Annotated in this window: 21 protein-coding genes; 13 read left to right on the top strand and 8 right to left on the bottom strand. The window is 69.4% G+C overall.

What is annotated here, in order from left to right; genetic code table 11:
• The 4 genes from ABEA43_RS22640 to ABEA43_RS22625 all read left to right on the top strand — a co-directional run bounded on the left by ABEA43_RS22640 (position 1) and on the right by ABEA43_RS22625 (position 5,168).
• Positions 1 to 1,653, top strand: coding sequence for an NAD(P)-binding protein (locus tag ABEA43_RS22640; RefSeq protein WP_345564593.1), 1,653 nt, complete (start codon positions 1 to 3; stop codon positions 1,651 to 1,653).
• A gap of 396 nt (positions 1,654 to 2,049) precedes the next feature.
• On the top strand, positions 2,050 to 2,697 hold the full coding sequence (locus ABEA43_RS22635) for a CBS domain-containing protein (RefSeq protein ID WP_345564591.1): 648 nt from the start codon (positions 2,050 to 2,052) through the stop codon (positions 2,695 to 2,697).
• Between the two features lie 257 nt (positions 2,698 to 2,954).
• A complete protein-coding gene (locus ABEA43_RS22630) occupies positions 2,955 to 3,314 on the top strand; it encodes an effector-associated constant component EACC1 (RefSeq protein ID WP_345564589.1) in 360 nt (119 codons plus the stop codon).
• A 3-nt stretch (positions 3,315 to 3,317) separates the two neighbouring features.
• Complete coding sequence (locus ABEA43_RS22625; protein ID WP_345564588.1) at positions 3,318 to 5,168, top strand: caspase, EACC1-associated type; 1,851 nt, start codon at positions 3,318 to 3,320, stop codon at positions 5,166 to 5,168.
• A 37-nt stretch (positions 5,169 to 5,205) separates the two neighbouring features.
• Here the strand turns inward: ABEA43_RS22625 and ABEA43_RS22620 are convergent, their stop codons facing one another.
• Complete coding sequence (locus tag ABEA43_RS22620; RefSeq protein WP_345564586.1) at positions 5,206 to 5,580, bottom strand: TetR/AcrR family transcriptional regulator; 375 nt, start codon at positions 5,578 to 5,580, stop codon at positions 5,206 to 5,208.
• Between the two features lie 467 nt (positions 5,581 to 6,047).
• Here ABEA43_RS22620 and ABEA43_RS22615 point away from each other — a divergent pair, with 467 nt between their 5' ends.
• Together ABEA43_RS22615 and ABEA43_RS22610 are read left to right on the top strand one after the other, a co-directional pair.
• Positions 6,048 to 6,836: a hypothetical protein gene (locus ABEA43_RS22615; RefSeq protein ID WP_345564585.1), complete on the top strand. Its 789-nt coding sequence runs from the start codon at positions 6,048 to 6,050 to the stop codon at positions 6,834 to 6,836.
• A gap of 544 nt (positions 6,837 to 7,380) precedes the next feature.
• A complete protein-coding gene (locus tag ABEA43_RS22610; RefSeq protein ID WP_345564584.1) occupies positions 7,381 to 7,974 on the top strand; it encodes a sigma-70 family RNA polymerase sigma factor in 594 nt (197 codons plus the stop codon).
• A gap of 73 nt (positions 7,975 to 8,047) precedes the next feature.
• On the opposite strand, the gene ABEA43_RS22605 is transcribed toward ABEA43_RS22610, so the two are convergent.
• From ABEA43_RS22605 to ABEA43_RS22585, 5 genes are all read right to left on the bottom strand, one after another.
• Entirely contained in the window at positions 8,048 to 8,881 is an 834-nt protein-coding gene (locus tag ABEA43_RS22605; RefSeq protein WP_345564583.1) for a universal stress protein, read from the bottom strand.
• 121 nt (positions 8,882 to 9,002) lie between these two features.
• A complete protein-coding gene (locus ABEA43_RS22600; protein WP_345564582.1) occupies positions 9,003 to 9,902 on the bottom strand; it encodes a carbamate kinase in 900 nt (299 codons plus the stop codon).
• Entirely contained in the window at positions 9,899 to 10,828 is a 930-nt protein-coding gene (gene argF / locus ABEA43_RS22595; RefSeq protein WP_345564580.1) for an ornithine carbamoyltransferase, read from the bottom strand. The genes ABEA43_RS22600 and argF overlap by 4 nt, the downstream gene beginning before the upstream one ends.
• Positions 10,825 to 12,000, bottom strand: coding sequence for an arginine deiminase (locus tag ABEA43_RS22590; RefSeq protein ID WP_345564578.1), 1,176 nt, complete (start codon positions 11,998 to 12,000; stop codon positions 10,825 to 10,827). The genes argF and ABEA43_RS22590 overlap by 4 nt, the downstream gene beginning before the upstream one ends.
• Positions 11,997 to 13,346 carry an amino acid permease gene (locus ABEA43_RS22585; protein WP_345564577.1) on the bottom strand — a complete coding sequence of 450 codons (1,350 nt, stop codon included), beginning with the start codon at positions 13,344 to 13,346 and terminating at the stop codon, positions 11,997 to 11,999. Before ABEA43_RS22585 ends, ABEA43_RS22590 begins: the two co-directional genes overlap by 4 nt.
• A 178-nt stretch (positions 13,347 to 13,524) precedes the next feature.
• Here ABEA43_RS22585 and pflB point away from each other — a divergent pair, with 178 nt between their 5' ends.
• Together pflB and pflA are read left to right on the top strand one after the other, a co-directional pair.
• Positions 13,525 to 15,771 carry a formate C-acetyltransferase gene (gene pflB, locus ABEA43_RS22580; RefSeq protein WP_345564575.1) on the top strand — a complete coding sequence of 749 codons (2,247 nt, stop codon included), beginning with the start codon at positions 13,525 to 13,527 and terminating at the stop codon, positions 15,769 to 15,771.
• Positions 15,768 to 16,493, top strand: coding sequence for a pyruvate formate-lyase-activating protein (gene pflA, locus ABEA43_RS22575; RefSeq protein WP_345564574.1), 726 nt, complete (start codon positions 15,768 to 15,770; stop codon positions 16,491 to 16,493). The genes pflB and pflA overlap by 4 nt, the downstream gene beginning before the upstream one ends.
• Positions 16,494 to 16,562: 69 nt before the next feature.
• Here the strand turns inward: pflA and ABEA43_RS22570 are convergent, their stop codons facing one another.
• Positions 16,563 to 17,543 carry an integrase core domain-containing protein gene (locus tag ABEA43_RS22570; RefSeq protein WP_345564573.1) on the bottom strand — a complete coding sequence of 327 codons (981 nt, stop codon included), beginning with the start codon at positions 17,541 to 17,543 and terminating at the stop codon, positions 16,563 to 16,565.
• Positions 17,497 to 17,664, bottom strand: a complete 168-nt coding sequence (locus ABEA43_RS22565; protein WP_345564571.1) for a hypothetical protein — start codon at positions 17,662 to 17,664, stop codon at positions 17,497 to 17,499. The genes ABEA43_RS22570 and ABEA43_RS22565 overlap by 47 nt, the downstream gene beginning before the upstream one ends.
• Before the next feature lie 207 nt (positions 17,665 to 17,871).
• On the opposite strand from ABEA43_RS22565, the gene ABEA43_RS22560 reads away from it, so the two are divergent.
• From ABEA43_RS22560 to ABEA43_RS22540, 5 genes are all read left to right on the top strand, one after another.
• Positions 17,872 to 18,111, top strand: coding sequence for a hypothetical protein (locus ABEA43_RS22560; protein ID WP_345564569.1), 240 nt, complete (start codon positions 17,872 to 17,874; stop codon positions 18,109 to 18,111).
• A complete protein-coding gene (locus tag ABEA43_RS22555) occupies positions 18,111 to 18,446 on the top strand; it encodes an ArsR/SmtB family transcription factor (protein ID WP_345564567.1) in 336 nt (111 codons plus the stop codon). Before ABEA43_RS22560 ends, ABEA43_RS22555 begins: the two co-directional genes overlap by 1 nt.
• 324 nt (positions 18,447 to 18,770) lie before the next feature.
• Positions 18,771 to 19,301: an NADH-quinone oxidoreductase subunit B family protein gene (locus tag ABEA43_RS22550; protein ID WP_345564565.1), complete on the top strand. Its 531-nt coding sequence runs from the start codon at positions 18,771 to 18,773 to the stop codon at positions 19,299 to 19,301.
• 47 nt (positions 19,302 to 19,348) lie between these two features.
• Positions 19,349 to 21,307 (top strand): proton-conducting transporter transmembrane domain-containing protein, encoded by a 1,959-nt coding sequence (locus ABEA43_RS22545; RefSeq protein ID WP_345564563.1) that lies wholly within the window; start codon positions 19,349 to 19,351, stop codon positions 21,305 to 21,307.
• Complete coding sequence (locus tag ABEA43_RS22540) at positions 21,304 to 22,236, top strand: respiratory chain complex I subunit 1 family protein (protein WP_345564561.1); 933 nt, start codon at positions 21,304 to 21,306, stop codon at positions 22,234 to 22,236. Before ABEA43_RS22545 ends, ABEA43_RS22540 begins: the two co-directional genes overlap by 4 nt.
• Positions 22,237 to 22,240: the final 4 nt, after the last annotated feature.

Genomic DNA, 22,240 nt, shown 5'->3' with positions numbered 1-22,240 from the left:
ATGGACGACAAGCCCTTCGCCATCACCTTGGGGGCCGGCAGCAGCCAGGCCAACAAGACGGGCGCCTGGCGCACGGAACGGGCCGTGTACGTGGACCGCATGCCGCCGTGCAACGCCGCCTGTCCCGCCGGTGAGAACATCCAGCGCTGGCTCGGCCTGGCCGAGGAGCCGTCCTATGAGGCGGCCTGGCGGCAGATCATGGAGGACAACCCGTTCCCCGCGATCATGGGGCGGGTCTGCTACCGGCCCTGCGAGACCGCCTGCAACCGCGGCAAGCTGGACGAGGCGGTGGGCGTCAACTCCGTCGAGCGCTTCCTCGGCGACGAGGCCATTAAGCAGGGCTGGACGATGCCCGTCACCGCCGAACCGTCCGGCCGCCGGGTGCTGGTGATCGGGGCGGGTCCGGCAGGGCTCTCGGCTGCCTACCACCTGACAAGGCTCGGGCACGAGGTCACCGTCATCGACTCCGCCTCCGCGCCCGGCGGCATGATGCGCTTCGGCATCCCCCGTTACCGGCTGTCGCGGCACGTCCTGGACGCCGAGATCGGCCGGATCCTGAGCATGGGCGTGCAGCTGGAGCTCAACACCACCGTCACCGACCTGGCCAAGGCGATGCGCGGTTTCGACGCGGCGTTCCTGGCCGTGGGCGCGCACATCGGCAAGCGCGCCTACATCCCGGCCGGCGATTCCGCCCGCATCCTCGACGCGGTCTCTGTCCTGCACGGCTTGGAGGACCGCGCCCTTGACGACAGCGGCACGGACGATACGACTCCTCCCTTGCTGGGCCGCCGGGTCGTGGTCTACGGCGGCGGAAACACCGCCATGGACGCCGCCAGGACCGCCAGGCGCCTGGGAGCGTCCGACGCGGTCGTCGTCTACCGGCGTACCCGCGATCGGATGCCCGCTCACGACAGCGAGGTCGCCGAGGCCGCCGAGGAAGGCGTGCGCATGAAGTGGCTGTCCACGATCGCCCACGCCGACGGCCAGAGCATCACCATCGAGCGGATGCGGCTCGACGAGACCGGATTCCCGCGGCCGACGGGCGAGTTCGAGGAGCTGGCCGCCGACTCGGTCGTGCTGGCGCTGGGCCAGGAGGCCGATCTGTCGCTGCTGGCCGGGCTACCCGGGATCGAGGAGGAGCAGGGCGTGGTCAAGGTCGGCCAGAACATGATGACCGGCTGCCCCGGCGTGTTCGCCGGAGGCGACATGGTGCCCGCCGAACGCACGGTGACGGTGGCCGTAGGGCACGGCAAGAAGGCGGCCAGGCACATCGACGCATGGCTGCGCGGCGGCTCCTACTCCCCCGGCGCCCGGCACCCGCTCGCCGACTTCGACCTGCTCAACACCTGGTACTACAGTGACGCGCCCGCCACCGTCCGCCCGAAGCTCGACCTGGCGCGCCGCATGACCACCTTCGACGAGGTGGAGCGCGGCCTGGACGAGGCGACGGCGCTGTTCGAGGCGCGGCGCTGTCTCTCGTGCGGCAACTGCTTCGAATGCGACAACTGCTACGGCGTCTGCCCCGACAACGCGGTGATGAAGCTGGGACCCGGTCTGCGCTACGAGATCGACCTCGACTTCTGCAAGGGGTGCGGGCTGTGCGTGTCAGAGTGTCCTTCGGGCGCGATCGAGATGGTCCCCGAGATCACCTGAACATGGCCGGAAGTCCCGGGCGCGGCGGGGCGCCGCCGCCTGCTCACCGAACGGACCGGTGCTGAGCTGCCGGGCTCGTCCCACCGGCGGGCGATCCGGGCCGTGCGCGCTCCCGCCCTGCTCGTTCACGGCGACCGGGACCGCCGCGGAGATCCTGGCGTGGCTGTCGTCCGACGCCGCGATCGAAGCCGTTCGGACCGCGGCCCACCCGCTCGAACCCTCGTAGCGAACGCGAGCTCCGGATTTGACGACGAAGTGGTCCGGCGCTCAGGCCTTGTGGCTCGTTGTTGACATATGGCCAGGGTGGTCTGGGACCTCCGGCCCTACGCTCGTCGGCCGTCGGACGTTGTGATGAGGGTGAGAACTCAGCAGCGTCCGATCTCTGAGGAGATTCCTATGAAGAGCACCGTGCGGGACGTGATGACCACCGACGTGGCCGCTGTCGATCAGCAGGTGTCGTTCCATGCTGTGGCGGAGCTGCTCATCGAAAAGGGCGTCAGCGCCGTGCCGGTGCTGGACGACGACGGTCACGTCGTGGGCGTCGTCTCCGAAACCGACCTGCTGGCCAAGGAGGAGTTCAAGGGTTGCTACTACGGCGACGACTACCGGCCTCCGCTGCGCTCCCGTATCCGGCACAGCGCCGGTAGCGAGGGCAATCGCCACCGTAAGTCCCTCGGCGAAACCGCCGGCGAGCTGATGACCTCACCCGCCCACGTGACCCTTCCCGATGCATCCATCGTGACGGCCGCCCGGCACATGGACCGCCAGGGCGTCAAACGCCTGCCTGTCGTCGATGCCAATGGCAGGCTCATCGGCATCGTCAGCCGCCACGACCTCATCAAGGTCTTCCTCCGCTCCGATCAGCATCTCCTGGCCCTGGTCAAGGAGGCGGTTCGTGCCGACGAGCTGGGCATAAGCGTCACGGTGTCCGGCGGTGCCGTCACTTTCCGCGGGGCCTTCCCTGAGCGCAGCCAGCCCAGCATGGCTCTCCACCTGGCCGGGAGCGTGGACGGCGTCGTGAGCGTGCGCCACTGCATCCCCTGAAGGCATTTCCGTCCAGGGTGGCATCGTCGTCCGGCAGGCTTCGGCGGCAAACCGACGATCAGAGCCTCGCCGCCGCTCTTGCCACGCTGCCCGAGCATCCGAAAACCCTTCACCATTCCAGGCCGAATTTCGGCCTGGAATCATGGCCCATTTGTTGCTGGCTGGTTATTCTGGCGCGAATGCTGATAATTAGGAGTATGCCGCGCGTTCTGTGGCCACTGTGGTAGCTTCGCCTACCTCAACGCGAAGGGACCGTTGTGGACATTTCCCTCACCATAGACAGTGGCGACGACATCGGTGATCTTGAGTCATTGGTTGATTGGCTGTCAGGAGAAAGCGCGCTGGTGGGTCGAGTACGCTTACCCGCCGCCGCCCCGGCGCCTGGCGAGATGGGCGGACTGGCCGAGACCGCCCTGGTCGCCGTCTCTTCCGGCGGTGCGCTCACCGCCCTGGCCGCCTCACTCAAAGCGTGGCTCGCCCAGCCGCACAGGTCCGACGTACGCGTCCGGATCCGCACCGAGGGCGGCACGACGATCGACGTCGACGCCAAGCACGTGGACGCCAAGCGTTTGGAGCGGCTGCTGCGTGAGACGCTGTCCGTGCCGTTCGGGGAGTGAAACGTGCAGGTGGCCGACCCGGAGCGGTCGCGTGTCGTCCTGATCGGAAGCAGCCGTTACACCGACGCCGAGCTTCCCGATCTGCCCGCCGTGAGCGCGACCGTCCGAGACTTACGGGCGTTCTTCACCGACCCGCGCGCGGGCGTGGGCGTGGTGCCCGACCGGCACTGCGTCACACTCCTCGACGCCCCGAGCCTGGAGAAGGCCGGCGATCAGATCTTCGCCGCCAGCCGTGCCGCCGAAAGTCTCCTGCTCGTTTATTACGTCGGCCACGGATTAATCAGCGGGCGGAAGCACGACCTCTATCTTTCGCTCCCCGGCACGCGCCTCGGCGCCCCGGAGTTCTCCGCCCTGGAGTATGAGAAACTACGCGATGCGGTGCTGCACAGCCCTGCCCGCGTGAAAGTCATCGTCTTGGACTGCTGTTTCTCCGGCCGCGTTCTCTCGCAGTCCATGGCGCCGGTGCGGCACAGCCTGCTGGCCGAGCTGGATATCGAAGGCACTTATGTATTGACGTCGGCGGGGCAGAGCGAGAAAGCGCTGATCGTTGCCGGGGAGAAGCACACGGCGTTCAGCGGGCGCCTGCTCCGGCTGTTGTGGGAGGGCGTCGAGGACGGCGGCGAGATCCTCACCGTCGAGGACCTCTACCGGGCCTTACGCTCTCGCATGCGGGCGGCCGGGCTGTCCACCCCGGAGCGACGGCTGACGCGGGACGCGCAGCTCATGGGCCTCACCCTCAACCGGGCCGTCCCGGGGAGCGGCCATCATGCGTCCCCTTCACCGGCCCTGGCGACGAGGCCACCGCGCCGCCGTGCCATGCGACTGAGCGTCATTCCCGTCCTCGCCGTCGCGGCCCTCGCCGCCTGGAACCTGCGCCCGGACCCGTCCCCGCACCGGCAGCCCCCGCCGAGCGCCTCGCAAGCGGCACCGACCCTCACGACGGCCACAGCACGAACTCCCGCAAAAGCCTCGACCCCTGCCAACACGACGGCCCCCAGAAACGTCGATACCGTCGCCGGCTCCTTCGACGCCGCGTCCTTCAGCCCCGACGGACGAACCCTCGCCATCAGCGCGACGGATCGCAGAATGCTCCTGCATGACATGACCACCGGCCGCAAGTCCTCGATCACGCTCCCCGGCGCACCGCGAAGGGTCCGTCCCGCCAAGTTCAGCCCCGACGGCGAGACCATCGCCATATGGGGAGAGGAGGATCAGACCATCCGTCTCTGGAGCGTGCCGGGCCGCCGCTGGCTCCCACTCCGCGCGACGCATGCCATCGGCGCCTGGGCCGCCGCCTTCCTCCCCGACGGCAGAACGCTGGCCACCGGCGGCAACGACAGGAACGTCTTCCTGTGGGACGTGGCCAGGCAGCGCACGATCGCCACCCTGCGTACCGACAACGGCTTGATCTGGTCGCTGGCCGTCAGCCCGGACGGCAAGCTGCTCGCCGCCGGCAGCGCCGACCATTGGGTCTACCTCTGGGACCTGGGCACGCGCCGCCTCGCCGGCAAGCTCGACGGCACGCTCGACGGCGTCTGGGGAGTGGCGTTCAGCCCGGACAGCAAGCTGCTGGCGATCGCCGCCGGCGACTCGACGATCAGCCTGTGGAACGCGCGCAGCAGAAAACTTGTGGGGACGCTGCGCGACGGCCACAAGAAGATCAATGGCCTGACCTTCAGCCCTGACGGGCGGTATCTCGCCAGTTGCGGTGAGCCGGACGTCGCCCATGTCTTCGACGTCGCTGCCCGCCGCAGGGTCGCCAAGTATGCGGGCAGCGTGGCGTTCAGCCAGGACCGTGGCACCTTCGCCACCGTCCGGGCGTACGGCGACGTCAAGATCTGGCGGACGGGGTGAGCCGGCAAGGCCTGCCGACGGAGTTGGGACAGCTTCGTCACCTGGTGCGCGGGCACGGCCGCGGGGTGCGGTCTACGGCACCTGGCGCAGCGCCGCCAGCGCCTCGGCGACATAGTGGGTCGGCGATGGAGGCGGTGATCCGCTGGAGTGTCGCGGGCAGGTCGTTCACGTCGATGTGGCGCTCCATCTGGTCGATGCCGATGGTCGCGTACGGGTCGGTCGTGAACAGTCCTTCCTTGGAGCCGAAGTAGCGGTAGAAGGTGCGTGGTGAGACGCCGGCAGCCGCGGCGATCTGCTCCACCGTGACCTCCCCATAGCCGCGCTCGTCGAACGAGTCCATCGCGGTGTCGATGATGTGCTGCACGGCGGCCAGTCGGTTGCGCTCGCGAAGAGCCAGGCGATGCGGTCGCACGCCACCAGCCCACCTTTGCCTCGGCGCCTCAGCCGCTCCGCATCGAGGCGCACACCCGTGCGGGCTGGGAGGCGATCAACGACAGCAGTCGCAACCGAACGGGTCGCCGGGCGCCTTGAACGCGGTGGTCATATCGGCGTGGCCTGCTTGGGGGTGAGTGGCGCGGCAAGGCCGGAGCAGCAGGCGTCGAAAGTGCGTCCATCTTGGAGCGGCGCCGTCTACATAGCGACAAGTTCGCCGTTCGAAGGAGATGACCATGGACATCTGCTGCAGCCCCGAAACCCAGGCGACCTGCTGCCTGCCCGAGGCCAAGGCCGAATGTTGCGACGAGGGGGCCGCGGCGGCCCTGAGCGAGACACCGGCCACGTGCGGTTGCTAGCAGCGCTCGGTGGGGGGCCGGGAACTCATCCGGTCCCTCACTCCCAGGAAAGACGAGAACAACTCCGACCTCACATAAAGGATCTCACATGCGCACCAGCAAGCATCTCGCCCGCCTCTCGTTACTCGCCGCCGTCTCCACCGCCCTGGTCGGCACCGCCGGCCTGCCCGGCCAGGCCGCCTCCTCGATTGTGCAAATCACCAGCGCCAACGAGGTGCGCTTTGTCGGCGTCGACCTGAGCGACACCATCACGGCGACCGGCGGCGGCAAGTACGTCACCATCACGGCCAACGCGCCCCTCGGCACCGGAACGGGCTGCACAGCCGACGACAACACCGACAAAAAGGTCACCTGCACCGGCTCGGACGCCGTGCCCCACATCACGCTCCTCATGGCAGGTGGCAACGACCGCGTCACGATCCAGACCTCCATCCGCACGTTCATCCTGGGCCAGAAGGGTGACGACACCTATCTCGGGGCGTCCACTTCCGTCGGGACCAAGGCCCAGTTCGACGGCGGCGAGGACGTCGACCACGCCGACTACTCGGGCAGCAGCTCCGGCGTCCTCGTCGACATGGGCCCCGGCGCCGGCGACGGACGTCTCGGCACCGACGACGACAACATCACGGCGACCGTCGAAAACCTGACCGGCACCAACCACGACGACTCGCTGCGCGGCAACAACAGTCCCAACCGGATCAATGGCCTTCTAGGCGCGGACGCCCTGCGCGGCGGCGGCGGAGTCGACCTCATCCTCGCCAACGACGGCGCCAAGGACAAGGCCGACCTGAGCTGCGGCACCGGCGTGGACACGATCGAGGTGGACACCATCGACCCGGCCGTCTCGGGCGACTGCGAGAACGTGAACCGCGACTAACCCCACCAGCGCACACGGCCAGGCCGACCGCCATCAGCGGCCGGCGGCACTGGTGGAACACGATTGTCAAGCCGGGGCCCGTCGGCTTCCCGGTCGATCGCGGGCTCCGGCCCCGCGCACGAGTCCCTCGCGGGCGAGGCCGACCAGCAGATCTTGTGACCTGATATCTGGTCACAAGATCGTCGACCGGTCATCACGGCCTAGGCGTCGGAGCTGAAGCAGCTGTTCGACTCCCCATCTGATCGACAAGAGGGGCCGTAGCGATCGACCCCACAGCACACGGGGATCGAGCCGCTCTTCGACCCTCGTCAGACTGCATCCACAGTTAGATGGTTGCCAACTTAGAAGTTCATCTAAATGATGAGTTGAAAGTGCGTCCATCTTGGAGCGGCGACGTCTACATAGCGACAAGTTCACCGTTCGAAGAAGATGACCATGGAGGCCACGGCGTTCCCGTGCGAGACACCGGCCACTCGTGGTTGCTAGTAGTGCTCGGCGGCCGGGACTCATCCGGCCCCTCACTCCCAGGAAAGGATCCTGCACGGTGCCGACCCAGACCCATGACCTGATAGGGGCCTGGCGCGCGATGCGCGCGCGGCTGCTCGCCTTCGTTACCTCCAGGGCGGACAGCCACCAAGACGCCGAGGACATCGTCCAAGAGGTGTTCATAAAGATCAGCCAAGGCATCGGCGGACTCCGCGACGAGCAGCGCCTGGAGGCCTGGATTTACCAGGTGACTCGCAACACGATCGCCGACCATCAGCATGCGCTGTCCCGTACCGGCCACCTGCACGCCCGCGTGGCCACCGAGCGCAGCCTGGACTCTGGAACGCCGGAACGCGGCGCCCTCTCCACCCTCACAGGGTGCCTCGTACCGCTTCTGGGGCGATTGTCCGAGCGCGATCGCCAGGCGATCGCCTTGGTGGAGTACGACAGGTTGACGCAGGTCGAGGCCGCACGACGGCTGGGCGTCTCGGTGTCGGGAATGAAATCGCGCATCCAGCGGGCCCGTGGCCGACTGCGCGAGCTGCTGCTGAGCTGCTGCCAGATCGCGATGGATACCCGCGGTGACGTACGCGAGGTCCGAGCCGAGGGACCATGCCCCTGCGCCTCCCAGAGCAATGGATCGTCGAGCTGATCAGCCGCAGCTGCAGCCCCTGGCCTCTCCGCCCTGCGAGCGGGGTCCAGCAGGTCGCGGACGTGTTCGACGGTCATGGCTTCTCCTTCGGCCTGACCACGGCGACGGGGCAGGTCGCGTGGTGCAGCACGGCGTGGCCGACCGAGCCGAGCAGCGCCGAGGCGAAGCCGCCCAGTCCGCGCGAGCCCACCACGATGAGGTCGGCGGTCCCGGCCGCCCGGGTCAGGGCGGCGACCGGGTGTTCACAGGGTTGCTCATCGGTGATGACGAGGTCCGGGTTGCTCGTACGCCAGGGCTCGACCAGCGCACGTGCTCTCCGCGGCTCCTCCCGCATGACCTGCTCGATCAGGCTGCTGTAGGCGACGGCGTACGGGGAGAAGGACGGCACCTGCCAGGCCGTGACCACGTGCAGCTCGGCCTTGCGCCTCCTGGCCTGCTCGACGGCGTACTCCATGGCCGCCCGCGCGTCGTCGGAGCCGTCGTAGCCGACCACGACGCGGCCCTGCTCCGCCAGGCCGGGTGCGCGGACGACGACGACCGGTCCCGCAGCGTGTCCGGCCACTGCGATGCTCACCGAGCCGAGCACCATCCCGGTGAACCCGCCGAGTCCCCGGCTGCCCAGCACCAGGCTGTCGGCCGTCACGGACTCGCCGATCAGCTCGTCGACGACGTTCCCGGTCCGCAGGTCCGTCGTCACCTTGACGCCGTCGGCGTGCTCGTGTGCCCGGTCGGCGGCGGCCGCCAGCGCGCCTGCACAGTACTCGGTGCCCTCGCTGTGCGGCCACTGCTCGCACACGTGCACGAGCCGCAGGTCCAGCCCGCGCCGTCCGGCGTCGGCCGCCGCCCACTCCACCGCCGCGTTGGCCGGGGCGGACCCGTCCACGCCGACCACGATCTGACTGGCCATCACACATCTCCTCAACCGTTCGGATCTCGCACTTCCAGCTTCGGACACGGGCGCGGAAGGCGCCGCGGGAGGAGGTCCCGTGAAGCAGGGCCTTTGGTCCTTGATCGGCGAGGCACGGAGGTCACTTGACGAGCTGGACGCGGGTGCCGCTGGTGCCGTCGATCACCTGCGCGAGCTTGTCCAGCGCGCCGATGGCCACCGGCCGGCCGGTGGCGCGGCTGAACGCGCAGGCCGCCGCGACCTTGGGCCCCATGGAACCGGGGGTGAAGGAGCCCTCGTCCAGCTCGTCGGGAGAGATGGTGGTGATGGGGCGCTGGCGCGGTGTGCCGTAGCCGGCGTACACATAGGGCACGTCAGTGAGGATGGCGAGCAGCTCCGCGTCGAGCTGCTCGGCGAGCAGCGCGGCAACGGCGTCCTTGTCCACGACCGCCTCGACCCCCGAACGGTCGCCGGTGACAGGAGCGCCGCCTCCCCCACCGGCGATCACGACCGTACCGGCGTCCAGCAACCGGGCGATGACAGGCAGTTCGACGACGCGTTCGGGCCGCGGCGAGGGCACGACGCGACGATATCCGTGCCGTTCCAGGACGAAGGTCCAGCCGCGCTCAGTCGTGAGCCTCTCGGCTTCCGCGCCGGGATAGTAGGGGCCGATGGGTTTCTCCGGCCGGCCGAAAGCCGGGTCGGCGAGGTCCACGACGACCTGGGTGACCAGCGCGGCGACCGGCGTGTCCGGCAGGTGACGGCCGATGCTTCGGGCGAGCCAGTAGCCGATCATGCCCTGGGTCTCGGCGACGAGCGTGTCGAGCGGGTAGCCGTGTTCCAGGGTGGGGTCGCGCTCGCTCTCCTCGGCCAGCAGGCCCACCTGGGGGCCGTTGCCGTGCACGATGAGGATCTGGTGGTGCGTGGCCAGGCGGGCGATCTGCTCGCCGGCGTACGCGGCGTTGCGGATCTGCGTGGCCGCGTCGGCGCGTTCGCCGCGGTGCAGCAGCGCGTTGCCGCCGAGCGCGATGACGATTCTCACCGTGCGCCTGCCAGGGTCCGGCCGAGCAGCGCTTCCAGGACGGCCTGGGCGGTGGGCAGCCGGTTGGCGGCTTGGGGGAACACCTGGGAGGCGGGGCCGTCGATGACGTCCCCGGTGACCTCCTCGCCGCGGTGGGCGGGCAGGCAGTGCAGAAAGATCGCCCCGGGTGCGGCCGCCTTCATGAGGTCGGCGGTGATTCGGTACGGGGTGAGCGCGGCGGTCCTGGCGGCCTTCTCCTCGGAGGGATCTCCCATGGACAACCACACATCGGTGTAGACCGCGTCCGCCCCCCGGACCGCCTCATACGGGTCATGGGTGATCAGCAGTTCCCCTCCTGTGGAGAGCTTCCGGGCCATCGCCTCGACCTCGGGGTCCGGCCGGTAGGCGTCAGGGGTGGCCACAGCCATGGAGACGCCGGCCAGCGCGGTGGCCTCCATGAGGCTGTGGGTGACGTTGGTGGCGGGGCCGACATAGGCCAGCTTGTGCCCGCGCGGGTCGCCGAAGTGCTCGCGCAGGGTCAGCAGGTCGGCGAGCGCCTGCAGCGGGTGGTGGGCGTCGGTGAGCGCATTGATCACCGGGACCTCGGCGGACCGGGCGAACCTGGCCACGTCGTCGTGGTCGAAGGTGCGGATCACGACGGCGGCTGCGTAGGAGCCGATGACCCGGGCGGTGTCGGCGATGGTCTCGCCCCGGCCGAGCTGCAGTTCGGCCGGACCGACGGTCAGCGGCACGCCGCCCAGGCGGACCACGGCGGTCTCGGTGGAGACGCGGGTGCGGGTGGACGGTTTGGCGAAGTAGAGCAGCACCGTCTCGTTCTCCAGCGGCTCGCCGGCGGCGTGAGGATGACGCTTGAGGTGTTCGGCCCGGTCGAGCAGGTATTCGAGGTCGTGCTCCGCCAGGTCGGCGATGCGCAGCAGGTCTTTCACAGGGGGTTCCTCTCAATGGGGCAGCTCATGCAGCGGGGTCCGCCGCGACCGCGGCCGAGCTCGGCGCCGGCGATGGTGATGACCTCGATGCCGTTTTTGCGGAGCATGGTGTTGGTGGTGACGTTGCGCTCGTAAGCGACGACCACACCGGGCGCGATGGCGAGCACGTTGGTGCCGTCGTCCCACTGCTCGCGCTCGGCGGCCCACACATCCTGCTCCGCACGCAGCACGGTGGCCGGGCCGAGCGCGGAGAACAGGTCGTCGTTCTCTCGCACCCGCAAGCCCGGGGTGAGGATGAACGAACGCAGCGGCGGCAATTCGGGGTAGGCCACGAAGACGCCTCGGTCGACCATCGTCATGACGGTGTCCAGGTGCATGAACGCCCGCTTGGACGGCAGAGCCGCGGCGATCACCCGATCGGCGGCTCCGGCCTCGAACAGCCGCCGGGCCAGCAGCTCGATCGCCTGCGGGGTGGTGCGTTCGCTCATCCCCACCAGGACCGTGCCGTCGCCGACGACGTGGATGTCGCCGCCCTCGATGGTGGCAGGTTGTTCGGCCTCGGCCGGGTACCAGATCGGTGCCTGCCCGGCGAACATGGGATGGAAGGCGTAGACGGCGGCCACGTGCGTGGTCTCGCGGCGGCGGGCGGGCTTGGCCATCGGGTGCAGGGACACCCCGCCGTAGATCCAGGCCGAGGCGTCGCGGGTGAAGAGATGGTTGGGCAGCGGCGGCAGGATGAAGTCGTCCTCGCCCAGCCCGGCCAGGCGCAGGCTGTCGGTGTGCAGGTCGAGCTCGCGCCTGGTGAGGCCGCCGATGAGATGGCGGGTGAGGGTGTCGGCCGGCATCGCCTCCAGCGCCTGGCGCAGCGGTGGCGCGAGCGTGGGGCCGAAAGCCGGTTCGGTGACGACCCGGTCCAGCACCCACGTCCGGGCCTGGTCCTGCTTGAGCGTCTCGGTGAGCAGCTCGTCGAGCAGGTGGACGGTCACACCGCGGTCGCGCAGGGTGTCGGCGAAGGCGTCGTGCTCCTGGCGGGCGCGTTTGACCCAGAGCACGTCGTCGAAGAGCAGCTCGTCGCAGTTGGTGGGGGTCAGCCGCTTCAGCTCCAGCCCTGGGCGGTGCAGGATGACCTGCCGGAGCGTGCCGACCTCGCTGTCGACGTGGAACACCGTCATGCCGCCTTCCTGGTGATTTCGAGGGTGTTGTCGCGGTCGCGGTGCTTGAGCCACACGTAGACGGGGATGCCGGCGAGCAGCAGCAGCGTGCCCTTGTAGACGACCTCGTAGCCGGATCCGGCGATGGTCCACAGCGTGTAGGCGAACGCCAGGACCGCGACCGTGCCGTCCAGCGCGAGCCGCCTGCCCGAGAACCGCTCGCGGTCGGTGAGCATCAGCAGGAGCTGCGCCATCGCGGCGTACGCGTACGGGATGAGCGTGGTGAGGGTGGCCAGCAGGATCACGAAGTTGAACTGCTCGACGAGGCTCGCGTTGTAGTTGAGCAGCATCAGGCCGGTAACCAGCACACTGGAGACGATCAGCCCGACGGCCGGCGTGCCCCAGCGCGAAACCTTGGCGAACACCCGCGGGAACAACCCGTCGCGGGCGGCGGCCAGCGGGACCTGCCCCTGCAGCAGGATCCAGCCGTTGAGCGCGCCGAACGCGCTGACGATCGCTCCGATCGCGACCGCGGTGCCCGCCCAGTCGCCGAACATGAGCGCGGCGGCGTCCGCGAACGGGGCGGTCGACTCCACCAGCACCTGGCGGGGGACAGCCGCGAACACGGCGACGGTGCCCAGGAGGTAGACGGCGGCGGTGACGACCGTGCCGATGACCGTGGCACGCGGGATCGTCCGCTCGGGGTTCTCCACGTCCTCGGCCGGGACGGTGGCCGACTCGATGCCGATGAACGCCCACAGCGTCAGGGAGGCGGCGGCGGTCACGGCCCCGAACGTGCTCTGGTCGCTGGGATTGAACGGGGTGAAGTCGCCGGCGTCGATGAAGAACGGCGCGGCCACTGCCAGGACGACCAGCGGCAGCAGCTTGGCGACGGTGGTGACGGCCTGGATCCAGCCGCCCTGCCGTACCCCGCGGACGTTGATGGCGGTCAGCAGCCAGATCGCCGCCAGCGCGACCCCCGCCGCGAGCAGAGCGGTGTCATCGAGCGCGGGCCAGAAGTATCCGAGGTAGCTGACGAAAGCGACCGCGATGGCGGCGTTGCCTACCCAGACCGCGATCCAGTAGCCCCACGCGGTCTGGAACCCGATGAAGTCACCGAAGGCGCGGCGGGCGAAGGCGTACGGGCCGCCGGTCTTGGGGTAGGCACGGCCGAGGCGGGCGAAGACCAGCGCGAGCAGCATCGCGCCGGTGGCGGTGAGCACCCAGGCCACCAGGCTGGCGCTGCCGAACGCCGCCAGCGAGGCGGGCAGCAGGAACACGCCTGAGCCGATCATGTTGCCGACGACCAGCGCGGTCGTCATCCACGGGCCCAGCTTGCGGCGTCGTGGCAGCGGCGTGACGGACATGATGATGTCCTCCTTCCGGGGATCATCACCAGCACATCAGCGCCGTCGCCGCAGGTACGGAGGCGGACGTCCCCATTCCTGATGACCTTGGTCCCACCTGTCGATGGCCTTAGACCGCGGTGGACCGCATCTCGTCTCGGACAGATTGGAAGGAGACGTCCGATACGAAGGGGGAACCATGACCGCCACGACGATCACGTTCGAGGCTTGGCGCGGCTTTCACGGCCTGGCCTGGCGGACCGAAGTGGACATCCGCTCGTTCATCCAGGCCAACTACACGCCCTACACGGGCGACGAGGGCTTCCTGGCCGGGCCGACCGAACGCACGCGAGCGGTATGGGCAACGATGACCGGACTGTTTCCGGAGGAGCGGCGGCGCGGCATTCTCGATGTCGACACCACGACCCCGTCCACGATCACCGCTCACGCACCGGGTTACATCGACCGCGATCGTGAGCTGATCGTGGGCCTGCAGACCGACGCGCCGCTGAAACGGGCGATCATGCCCTCAGGCGGGCTGCGCATGGTGGAGAGCGGCCTGTCCGCCTACGGCTACGAACTCGACCCCGCGGTGAAGGAGATCTTCACGAAATACCGCAAGACCCACAACGACGGCGTGTTCGACGCCTACACCCCAGAGATCCTGCGCGCCCGTAAGGCTGGTGTGATCACCGGCCTGCCGGACGCCTACGGACGCGGCCGCATCATCGGCGACTACCGCCGCGTCGCGCTCTACGGTGTGGACCAGCTCATCGAGGCCAAGCGGGCCGAGCTGCGTTCGCTGGACGACGCGGACGCCTCCGACGCAGTGATCCGCGACCGGGAAGAGCTGTCGGAGCAGCTCAGAGCACTGGACGAGCTGAAGCGGATGGCCGCCTCCTACGGCCACGACATCACCCGCCCTGCCACCACCGCGCACGAGGCGATCCAGTGGCTCTATTTCGCCTATCTGGCCGCGATCAAGGAGCAGAACGGCGCCGCCATGTCGCTGGGCCGCACCTCCACGTTCATCGACATCTACCTCGAACGCGACCTCGCTGAAGGACGCATCACCGAGGAGCAGGCGCAGGAGCTCATCGACGATTTCGTCATCAAGCTGCGCATCGTCCGCTTCCTGCGCACCCCCGAATATGACCAGCTCTTCTCCGGCGACCCCACCTGGGTGACCGAGTCGATCGGCGGCATCGGCACGGACGGCCGCACGCTCGTCACCCGCACGAGCTACCGCTACCTGCAGACGCTGCGCAATCTCGGCCCGGCCCCCGAGCCGAACCTGACCGTCTTCTGGTCCACGCGCCTGCCCGCGCCGTTCAAACGGTTCTGCGCCGGCCTATCCATCGAGACCAGCGCCATCCAGTACGAAAGCGACGAGCTGATGCGCCCCCGCACCGGCGACGACACCGCCATCGCCTGCTGCGTCTCTGCCGCCGCCGTGGGGCGGCAGATGCAGTTCTTCGGCGCCCGCGTCAACCTGGCCAAAACTCTGCTGTACGCGATCAACGGCGGCCGCGACGAGCTCACCGGCGCCCAGGTCGGCCCGGCGCATCCGCCCCTGACCGGCGAATTCCTCGACTACGAGGAAGTCTCCAAGGCGCTGGACCAGATGATGGACTGGCTCGCCCGGACCTACGTCAACGCGCTCAACATCATCCACTACATGCACGACAAATACGCCTACGAGCGCCTTGAGATGGCCCTGCATGATTACCCGGTCAAACGTACGCTGGCCTGCGGCATCGCCGGCCTGTCCGTCACCGCCGACAGCCTCTCCGCCATCAGGCACGCCCGCGTCAAGGTGATCCGCGACGACACCGGCCTGGCGATCGACTACGAGATCGACGGCGACTACCCGGCCTACGGCAACAACGACGACCGCGCCGACGCCATCGCCGTCGCACTCGTCCACTCCTTCATGAAGAAGATCCGCCGCCACCCCGCCTACCGCGACGCCGAGCACACCCAATCCGTGCTCACCATCACCTCCAACGTCGTCTACGGCAAGCACACCGGCAACACCCCCGACGGACGCCGCACCGGCGAGCCGTTCTCCCCTGGCGCCAACCCGATGAACGGCCGCGACCGCCACGGAATGGTCGCCTCCGCTCTCTCGGTCGCCAAACTCCCCTACCAGCAGGCCCTCGACGGCATCTCCCTGACCAACACCGCCACCCCGGAAGGCCTCGGCCGCACCCAGGACGAGCGGGTGGACAACCTGGTCGGCGTGCTCGACGGCTACTTCGACGCCGGCGGCTTCCACATGAACGTCAACGTCCTTACCCGCGCCGTCCTCCTGGACGCCATGGAGCACCCCGACCGCTACCCGCAGCTGACCATCCGCGTCTCCGGCTACGCCGTCAACTTCGTCCGCCTCACCCCCGACCAGCAACGCGATGTCATCAACCGCACCTTCCACGCGTCGCTATGAACGGCGTCATCAGCTCCTGGGACATGTCGGTCGGCGTAGACGGCCCCGGCACCAGGTTCGTGCTGTTCACCGCCGGTTGCCCGCTGCGCTGCCAGTACTGCCAGAACCCGGAGACCTGGCGGATGCGCGACGGCCGCCAGGTCACCACCGACGAGATCATGGACGAGATCGGCAAGTACCGGCGCTTCATCTCCGTCGCCGGCGGCGGGGTGACCATCAGCGGCGGCGAGCCGCTCCTTCAGTCCCGCTTCACCGCCGACCTGCTGCACCGCTGCCACGACAGCGGCCTGCACACCGCCCTGGACACCTCCGGCCTGCTCGGCATCCGCGCCACCGACGCCATGCTCGCCGACACCGACCTGGTGCTGCTCGACATCAAGTCCTTCGACCCGGCCACCTACCGCCGGGTCACCGGCGGGCCGGTCGAGCCCACCCTGCGCTTCGCCCGCCGCCTCGCCGAGCTCGGCCGGCCCACCTGGGTACGGTTCGTTCTGGTGCCCGGCCTCACCGACGCCCCTGCGAACGTGGATGCCCTGGCCCGCTTCGTGGCGGATCTGGGCAACGTCGAACGCGTCGACGTCCTGCCCTTCCACCGCATGGCCACCGGCAAGTACGAACGGCTCGGCCTGCGCTTCCCGCTCGCCAACGTCCCACCGCCCGGCACGGCCCTGCTGAGCCGGGTCCACGCCCAGTTCCGCGCCCACGGCGTGACCAGCGTGTAGCCATGGCCCGCTGCGGAACGGAAATATGCTCATGAACAGTGCGCCTGCCGAAAACTCCATCCGTGCAGGTCAAGCGGCATGTGAGTATTCGTGAAGGACTCCGCCGAGCCGGTCCCGTCGGCGTATGTTCAGGTCGGTGATTCGCTCGGGGTCTGTGATCGGGTCCGGGGCGGTGCGCAGCGGCGCCGCTTGTTCCAGGGCTTGATGGGCCCGGTGCTGGTTGTAGAAGTGTTCGTACTCGCGTAGGGCGTGTCGCAGGTGGTGTTCGTTCCATACGAGGCAGCGGTCGAGAAGCTCGTGGCGGCATGACTGCACCCACCGCTCCATGATGGAGTTCATCCGCGGCATCCGGATACCGGTGAGCACCGTCGTGATGCCGGCCTCGGCGAGAATCTCGTCCATGAGGGCCGGGAACTTCCCATCCCGATCGTGGATCAGAAAGCGCGCCCGACAGCCCGCATCGTCCAGATCCATCACCAGATTCCTTATTGCCTGGATGACCCAGCTCGCGCGCGGATGCGCGGTGGTGCCGAGCACGCGGACGCGCCTGGTGGCGTGCTCGATGACGGCCAGGATGTACTGGCGTTGCCCGTTGAGGGTGATGGTCTCGATGAAATCGGCGGCCAGTAGGGCGTCGGCTTGGGAGCGCAGGAAATCGGCCCACGTGGTGGACGCACGCTCGGGCGCCGGATCAACACCTGCTTGCTTGAGGATCTCCCACACAGTGGACGGGGCGACCTTGATGCCGAGCGTAGTGAGCTCACCGTGGACCCGCCGATAGCCCCAGCCGGGGTTCTCCCGAACCAGGCGCAGGATGAGAGCGCGGATAGAGCGGACCGTGGGCGGGCGCCCACGCCGCTTTGGCCGGCAGGTACGGGCATGGCGCTGTTGCATCAGGTCGCGGTTCCAGCGTAGGACGGTGTCCGGTCGGATGAGCAGCCGCAGTCGGCGCAGGACCTCGCGGGGCAGCGAGGTCAGGAGCGCGGCGAGAAAGGCCCGGCCCTCAGGCGCGAATCTCATCTCTGGTGTCAGCGCCGAGTTGGCGCTCAAGGACGGTGATCTGGTGGCGCAGGGCAAGGATCTCCACGTCCTTGTCCCGATCGCTCACGGGTAGCAGCCGCAGTGCGGCGAAAGCGTTCGTGACGGCGAGGTAGGCCAGGCGAAGGAGCACAGCCGATCATCATGCCGCACTTGGTTCCGTCTCCTGGCTGGCCGGAGCCCGCGCCGCCACGCGAAGCCCACGCAGGGGCATGACCTGGGCGGATGTAATAATCGGCAGGCGCACTGTTACGTGAGCGATTCTAAAGCCAAGTTGCGAAAATACGCAATTACTAAGAGTATGAGTGTGGTCTGCCGACGGCAGTGTGGAGGTGGTCCTATGAGTGGGGCGTTTGCCGAAGCGGTCCGGGAACGAGCCCGGCTGGCCCGGATCGCATTGCGCGCCGCCGATCGGGATGAGGACCTGGATGAGGCTCTCGTGGCCGAGGCGGAGTGGGAGCACATTTCCCGCGTGGCTCGCACGCACGGCGTGGGCCTGGCCGACGACGTCTCGACCGGCCTGCAGGCCGATGCGGCCGGTGACCGGCCGGGTGAGCTGGAGCAGGGACAGCAGCCGTGATGTCCGTGCCGTTGTATGAGGCCAAGGCGGAGCTGTTTCGGCTGCTGGGCCATCCGGTGCGGATCCGGGTGCTGGAGCTGTTGCAGGAGGGGCCCATGCCGGTGCGCGAGCTGCTGGCCGCCATCGAGGTGGAGCCGACCGGGCTGTCGCAGCATCTGGCGGTGCTGCGCCGCTCAGAGCTGGTGACCGCCCGCCGACACGGTTCGACGGTCGTGTACGCGTTGTCCGGCGGGGACGTGGCCGAGCTGCTGCGCGCGGCCCGCCAGTTGCTGGGCGCCAAGCTGTCCGGCCAGCGCGAGCTGCTCAGCGAGCTGCTGCAGGCCGAGACCGGCTGAGGTGGGCGTGGCGAGGAGGACTCAGGCTCGGCGGCGCGTCAGCTCCTCGTGCATGCCCCAGCGTCTCTGGCCCGGCGCCGTGTCGCGCCGGCATTCGCGATGCTGAGGTTGGTGGGGGGTGGGTGAGCGATGTCGGTTGCGCTGTGTCAGGCCAAGGCCGAGATTTTCCGCACGCTGGGTCATCCCATCCGCGTCCACGTGCTGGAGCTGCTGTAGGGCGGCCCGGTGGATCCTCGCCGGCCTGATCGCCGTGCGGGGGGAGCTGCTGGCCGAACTACGCGATGCCGAGCCTGAACGCCTCCGCCCTGGATGACTCTCTGCCGCATGAGCCGGATCGTTGGAACACCAGGCAGGGAGTTCGTCGTGGCGGGTTTGTGGTGCAAGATCAGGAAGACAGGACGGGTGGCCGAGCCGGCGCCGCAGAGGCCGGACTCGCCAGCCCCGGTGGCGGAGCTGGCTCGTGAGCTGGCGGGGTCGGTGCAGATCCGGCATGTGGACGCGGGCTCGTGCAATGGGTGTGAGGTGGAGATCGCTTCGGCGTTCGGCCCGGTGTATGACGCCGAACGGTACGGGGCGCGGCTGGTGGCCTCGCCCCGGCACGCGGACGCGCTGGTGGTCACCGGCCCGGTGACGCGCAACATGGAGGTGGCGCTGCGCCGCACGTTCGAGGCGGTGCCGCAGCCGCGGCTGGTGGTCGCGCTCGGTGATTGCGCGCGTAACTGCGGGGTGTTCGCGGGCGCGTACGGGGTGGCGGGGGCCGTCGGCGACGTGGTGCCGGTTGATGTGGAGGTGGCGGGCTGTCCGCCCCGACCGGAGGCGATCGTGGCGGCGCTGCGTGGGCTGACCGGTCGATGACGGGGTCGCTGTTCGGTACGGCTCTGGGGTTGTGCGTGATGACGGGGATGGCCGCTTTGGTCGTGCCGGACCGTGCCCGCGCCCTTGCCGCAGGACTGGGTACGGCCGCGGCCGGCGGCTTCGGCGTGGCCGCCGGGATGGCGGTTCTTACCGGCGGGCGGTGGAGCGTCTGGCTGCCGGAGCTGCTGCCGCTGGCCGGGGTACGGCTCTCGCTCGATCCGCTGGGCGCTGTCTTCGTCGCGGTGACGGGCGCGGTGGCGGTGTGCGCAGCCGTGTACGCCATCGGCTATGCCCGCCATGAGGGCCGAACGGTCCAGGCCGTGCTGCCGTTGTTCGTCGCCTCGATGCTGCTGGTGCCCGCGGCGGCGAGCATGAGCACGCTGCTGGTGGCCTGGGAGCTCATGGCGCTCACCTCGTTGGTGCTGGTGCTCGCCGAGCACCGGCACCGCCCGGAGGTCGGGCGGGCCGGCCTGTGGTACGCGGCGATGACCCACCTGGGGTTCGCGGCGATCCTGGCCGGGCTGGCGTTGTTCGCCGCGCAGTCCGGCGGCGAGAGCTTCGACCAGTTGCGCGGCGCCGAGTTGTCCCCGATGGCCCGCGATGTGGTGTTCCTGGCCACGCTGATCGGGTTCGCGTCCAAGGCGGGCATCGTGCCGCTGCACGTGTGGCTGCCCCGCGCCCACCCGGAGGCGCCCAGTCACGTCTCGGCGCTGATGAGCGCGGCCATGGTGAACATGGGTGTGTACGGCATCGTGAGGGTCGGCCTGGATCTGCTGGGCGGCGGGGCGCCGTGGTGGTGGCTGTTGACGCTAGCCGCGGGCGCGGCCTCTGCTCTGTACGGCATCCTGCAGGCCGCGGTCGCCTCTGATCTGAAGCGGCTGCTGGGCTACTCCACGACGGAGAACATGGGCCTGGTCCTGGTCGGGGTGGGCGCGGCCGGGTTCTTCGCCGTCTCGCACGCGCCGGTGCTGGCCGCGTTGGCGTTGACGGCGGCACTGTTGCACGTGGTCAACCACGCCGGCTTCAAGACGTTGCTGTTCCTGGCGGCGGGCTCGGTGCTGCGGGCCACCGGCCTGCGCGACCTCGACGCCTTGGGCGGGCTGCGGACCCGCATGCCGGCCACCACCGCGCTGTTCGCGGTCGGCGCGCTGTGCGCCTCAGCGCTGCCTCCCGGCAACGGCTTCGTCAGCGAATGGCTGTTGCTGCAGAGCCTCGTGCACGCGCTGCCTGCCTCCGGGGTGGCGGGAGCAGTAACGATGCCGCTGGCCGTGGGGGTGATCGCGTTGTCGGCGGGCCTGGCGGTCGCCACCTTCGTGAAGGCGTTCGGCATCGGGTTTTTGGCCAGGCCGCGCAGCAGCCAGGCGGCGCAGGCGTCGGAGAGTCCCGCCACGATGCTGGGCGGCATGGGGCTGTCGGCCGTCTGTTGTGCCGTGCTGGCGCTGGCTCCGGCCGTGGTGCTGCCCGCTCTGGCGACGGCGGTCGGCCAGGTCTTCCCGGCAGCGGGCGCGGTGTCCGGTCAGGTGACGCTGCGCCTTACCGGGGTGATGGGGGTGATCTCCCCGTTGCTGATCGCGGTCGCGCTGGTGGCTGCCGTGGCGCTGGTGCTGGCGGTACTGCGAGTGCTGGCGAGCCGGCGGGCACAGTGGCGGGCGCGGCGCCGGGCGCGGTTGTGGGATTGCGGGGCCGGGCCGATGACGGCGCGGATGGAGTACACCGCGACCTCGTTCGCCGAGCCGCTGCAGCGAGTTTTCGACGACGTGCTGGCCCCGGAAAGCGACGTGGATGTTACTCCGGTCAAGGAGTCGGCCTACCTGGTGGAGCGGGTGCGGTTCCAGGCGCGGATCCCCGACCGGATCGAACACCGCCTCTACCGGCCGGTCCTGGCGGCGGCGGGCGTGCTGGGCCGCTCGGCGCGGACGCTGGCCAACGGCAGCGTGCACCGCTACCTGGCCTACGGCTTCTACGCGCTGGTCGGCGCGCTGATCGTGCTGGCGGTGATCCGATGACCGCGCTGATTCAGGTGATCCTCGTGGTGGCCGGCGCGCCGCTGCTGGCCGGGATGATGCGGCAGATCCGCGCCCGGCTGGAGGGCAGGGCCGGAGCCGGGGTGGGCCAGCCGTGGCGAGATCTGCGCAAGCTGGCCCGCAAGCAGCCCATCACCCCGCACGGCACCGGCTGGGTGTTCCGGGCAGCGCCGCTGCTGCTGGCCGCCACGGCGCTGGTGGCGGCCGCGGCGGTGCCGCTGGTGGCCACGGACGCGCCGCTGGACGGCGTCTCGGATCTGTTCGCCGTGGTCGCGCTGCTCGCGCTCGGCTCGGTGGCGCTGGCGCTGGGCGGCCTGGACACCGGGACCGCGTTCGGCGGCATGGGCGCCAGCCGTGAGGTGACCATCCTGGCCCTGGTCGAGCCGACCATCTTGGTGTCGGTGTTCGCGTTGTCGGTACGGGCCGGGTCGACGAACCTGGCCGCGATCGTCTCCTCGGTCGCCGGCAACCCGTGGGCGGTGCTGTCGCCGGCGAGCCTGCTGGCCGCCGCCGCGCTGGCCATCGTCACCATCGCCGAGACCGGCCGCATCCCGGTGGACAACCCCTCCACCCACCTGGAGCTGACCATGATCCATGAGGCGATGGTGCTGGAGTACGCCGGCCCCGATCTGGCCCTCATCGAGTGGGCATCGGCGGCCCGGCTGTCGGTCCTGCTCGGCCTGCTGGCCAGCCTGTTCGCGCCCTGGGGCATCGCCACCGCCGATCTGGGGCCCCTCGCGCTCCTGGTGGCCTGCCTCGCCCTGGTGGTCAAGGTCGCGGCGCTGGGCGCGCTGCTCGCGGCCGGCGAGGTGTTCATGGCCAAGCTGCGCCTGTTTAGGGTGCCGGAGCTGCTGGCCGGATCGTTCCTGATGGCGCTGCTGGCCGTGGCCGCGTCCTTCTTCCTGACATGAGGCT

The organism is Nonomuraea rosea, assembly GCF_039539705.1.
GTDB lineage: Bacteria > Actinomycetota > Actinomycetes > Streptosporangiales > Streptosporangiaceae > Nonomuraea > Nonomuraea rosea.
This window is presented reverse-complemented; position numbering and strand designations above follow the sequence as displayed.

Coding starts and splice junctions, on each gene's coding strand:
- ABEA43_RS22640 (WP_345564593.1), top strand. CDS start 1: ATGGACGACAAGCCCTTCGCCATCACCTTGGGGGCCGGCAGCAGCCAG.
- ABEA43_RS22635 (WP_345564591.1), top strand. CDS start 2,050: ATGAAGAGCACCGTGCGGGACGTGATGACCACCGACGTGGCCGCTGTC.
- ABEA43_RS22615 (WP_345564585.1), top strand. CDS start 6,048: ATGCGCACCAGCAAGCATCTCGCCCGCCTCTCGTTACTCGCCGCCGTC.
- ABEA43_RS22605 (WP_345564583.1), bottom strand. CDS start 8,881: ATGGCCAGTCAGATCGTGGTCGGCGTGGACGGGTCCGCCCCGGCCAAC.
- ABEA43_RS22590 (WP_345564578.1), bottom strand. CDS start 12,000: ATGACGGTGTTCCACGTCGACAGCGAGGTCGGCACGCTCCGGCAGGTC.
- ABEA43_RS22585 (WP_345564577.1), bottom strand. CDS start 13,346: ATGTCCGTCACGCCGCTGCCACGACGCCGCAAGCTGGGCCCGTGGATG.
- pflB (WP_345564575.1), top strand. CDS start 13,525: ATGACCGCCACGACGATCACGTTCGAGGCTTGGCGCGGCTTTCACGGC.
- pflA (WP_345564574.1), top strand. CDS start 15,768: ATGAACGGCGTCATCAGCTCCTGGGACATGTCGGTCGGCGTAGACGGC.
- ABEA43_RS22560 (WP_345564569.1), top strand. CDS start 17,872: ATGAGTGGGGCGTTTGCCGAAGCGGTCCGGGAACGAGCCCGGCTGGCC.
- ABEA43_RS22555 (WP_345564567.1), top strand. CDS start 18,111: ATGTCCGTGCCGTTGTATGAGGCCAAGGCGGAGCTGTTTCGGCTGCTG.
- ABEA43_RS22550 (WP_345564565.1), top strand. CDS start 18,771: ATGAGCCGGATCGTTGGAACACCAGGCAGGGAGTTCGTCGTGGCGGGT.
- ABEA43_RS22545 (WP_345564563.1), top strand. CDS start 19,349: ATGGCCGCTTTGGTCGTGCCGGACCGTGCCCGCGCCCTTGCCGCAGGA.
- ABEA43_RS22540 (WP_345564561.1), top strand. CDS start 21,304: ATGACCGCGCTGATTCAGGTGATCCTCGTGGTGGCCGGCGCGCCGCTG.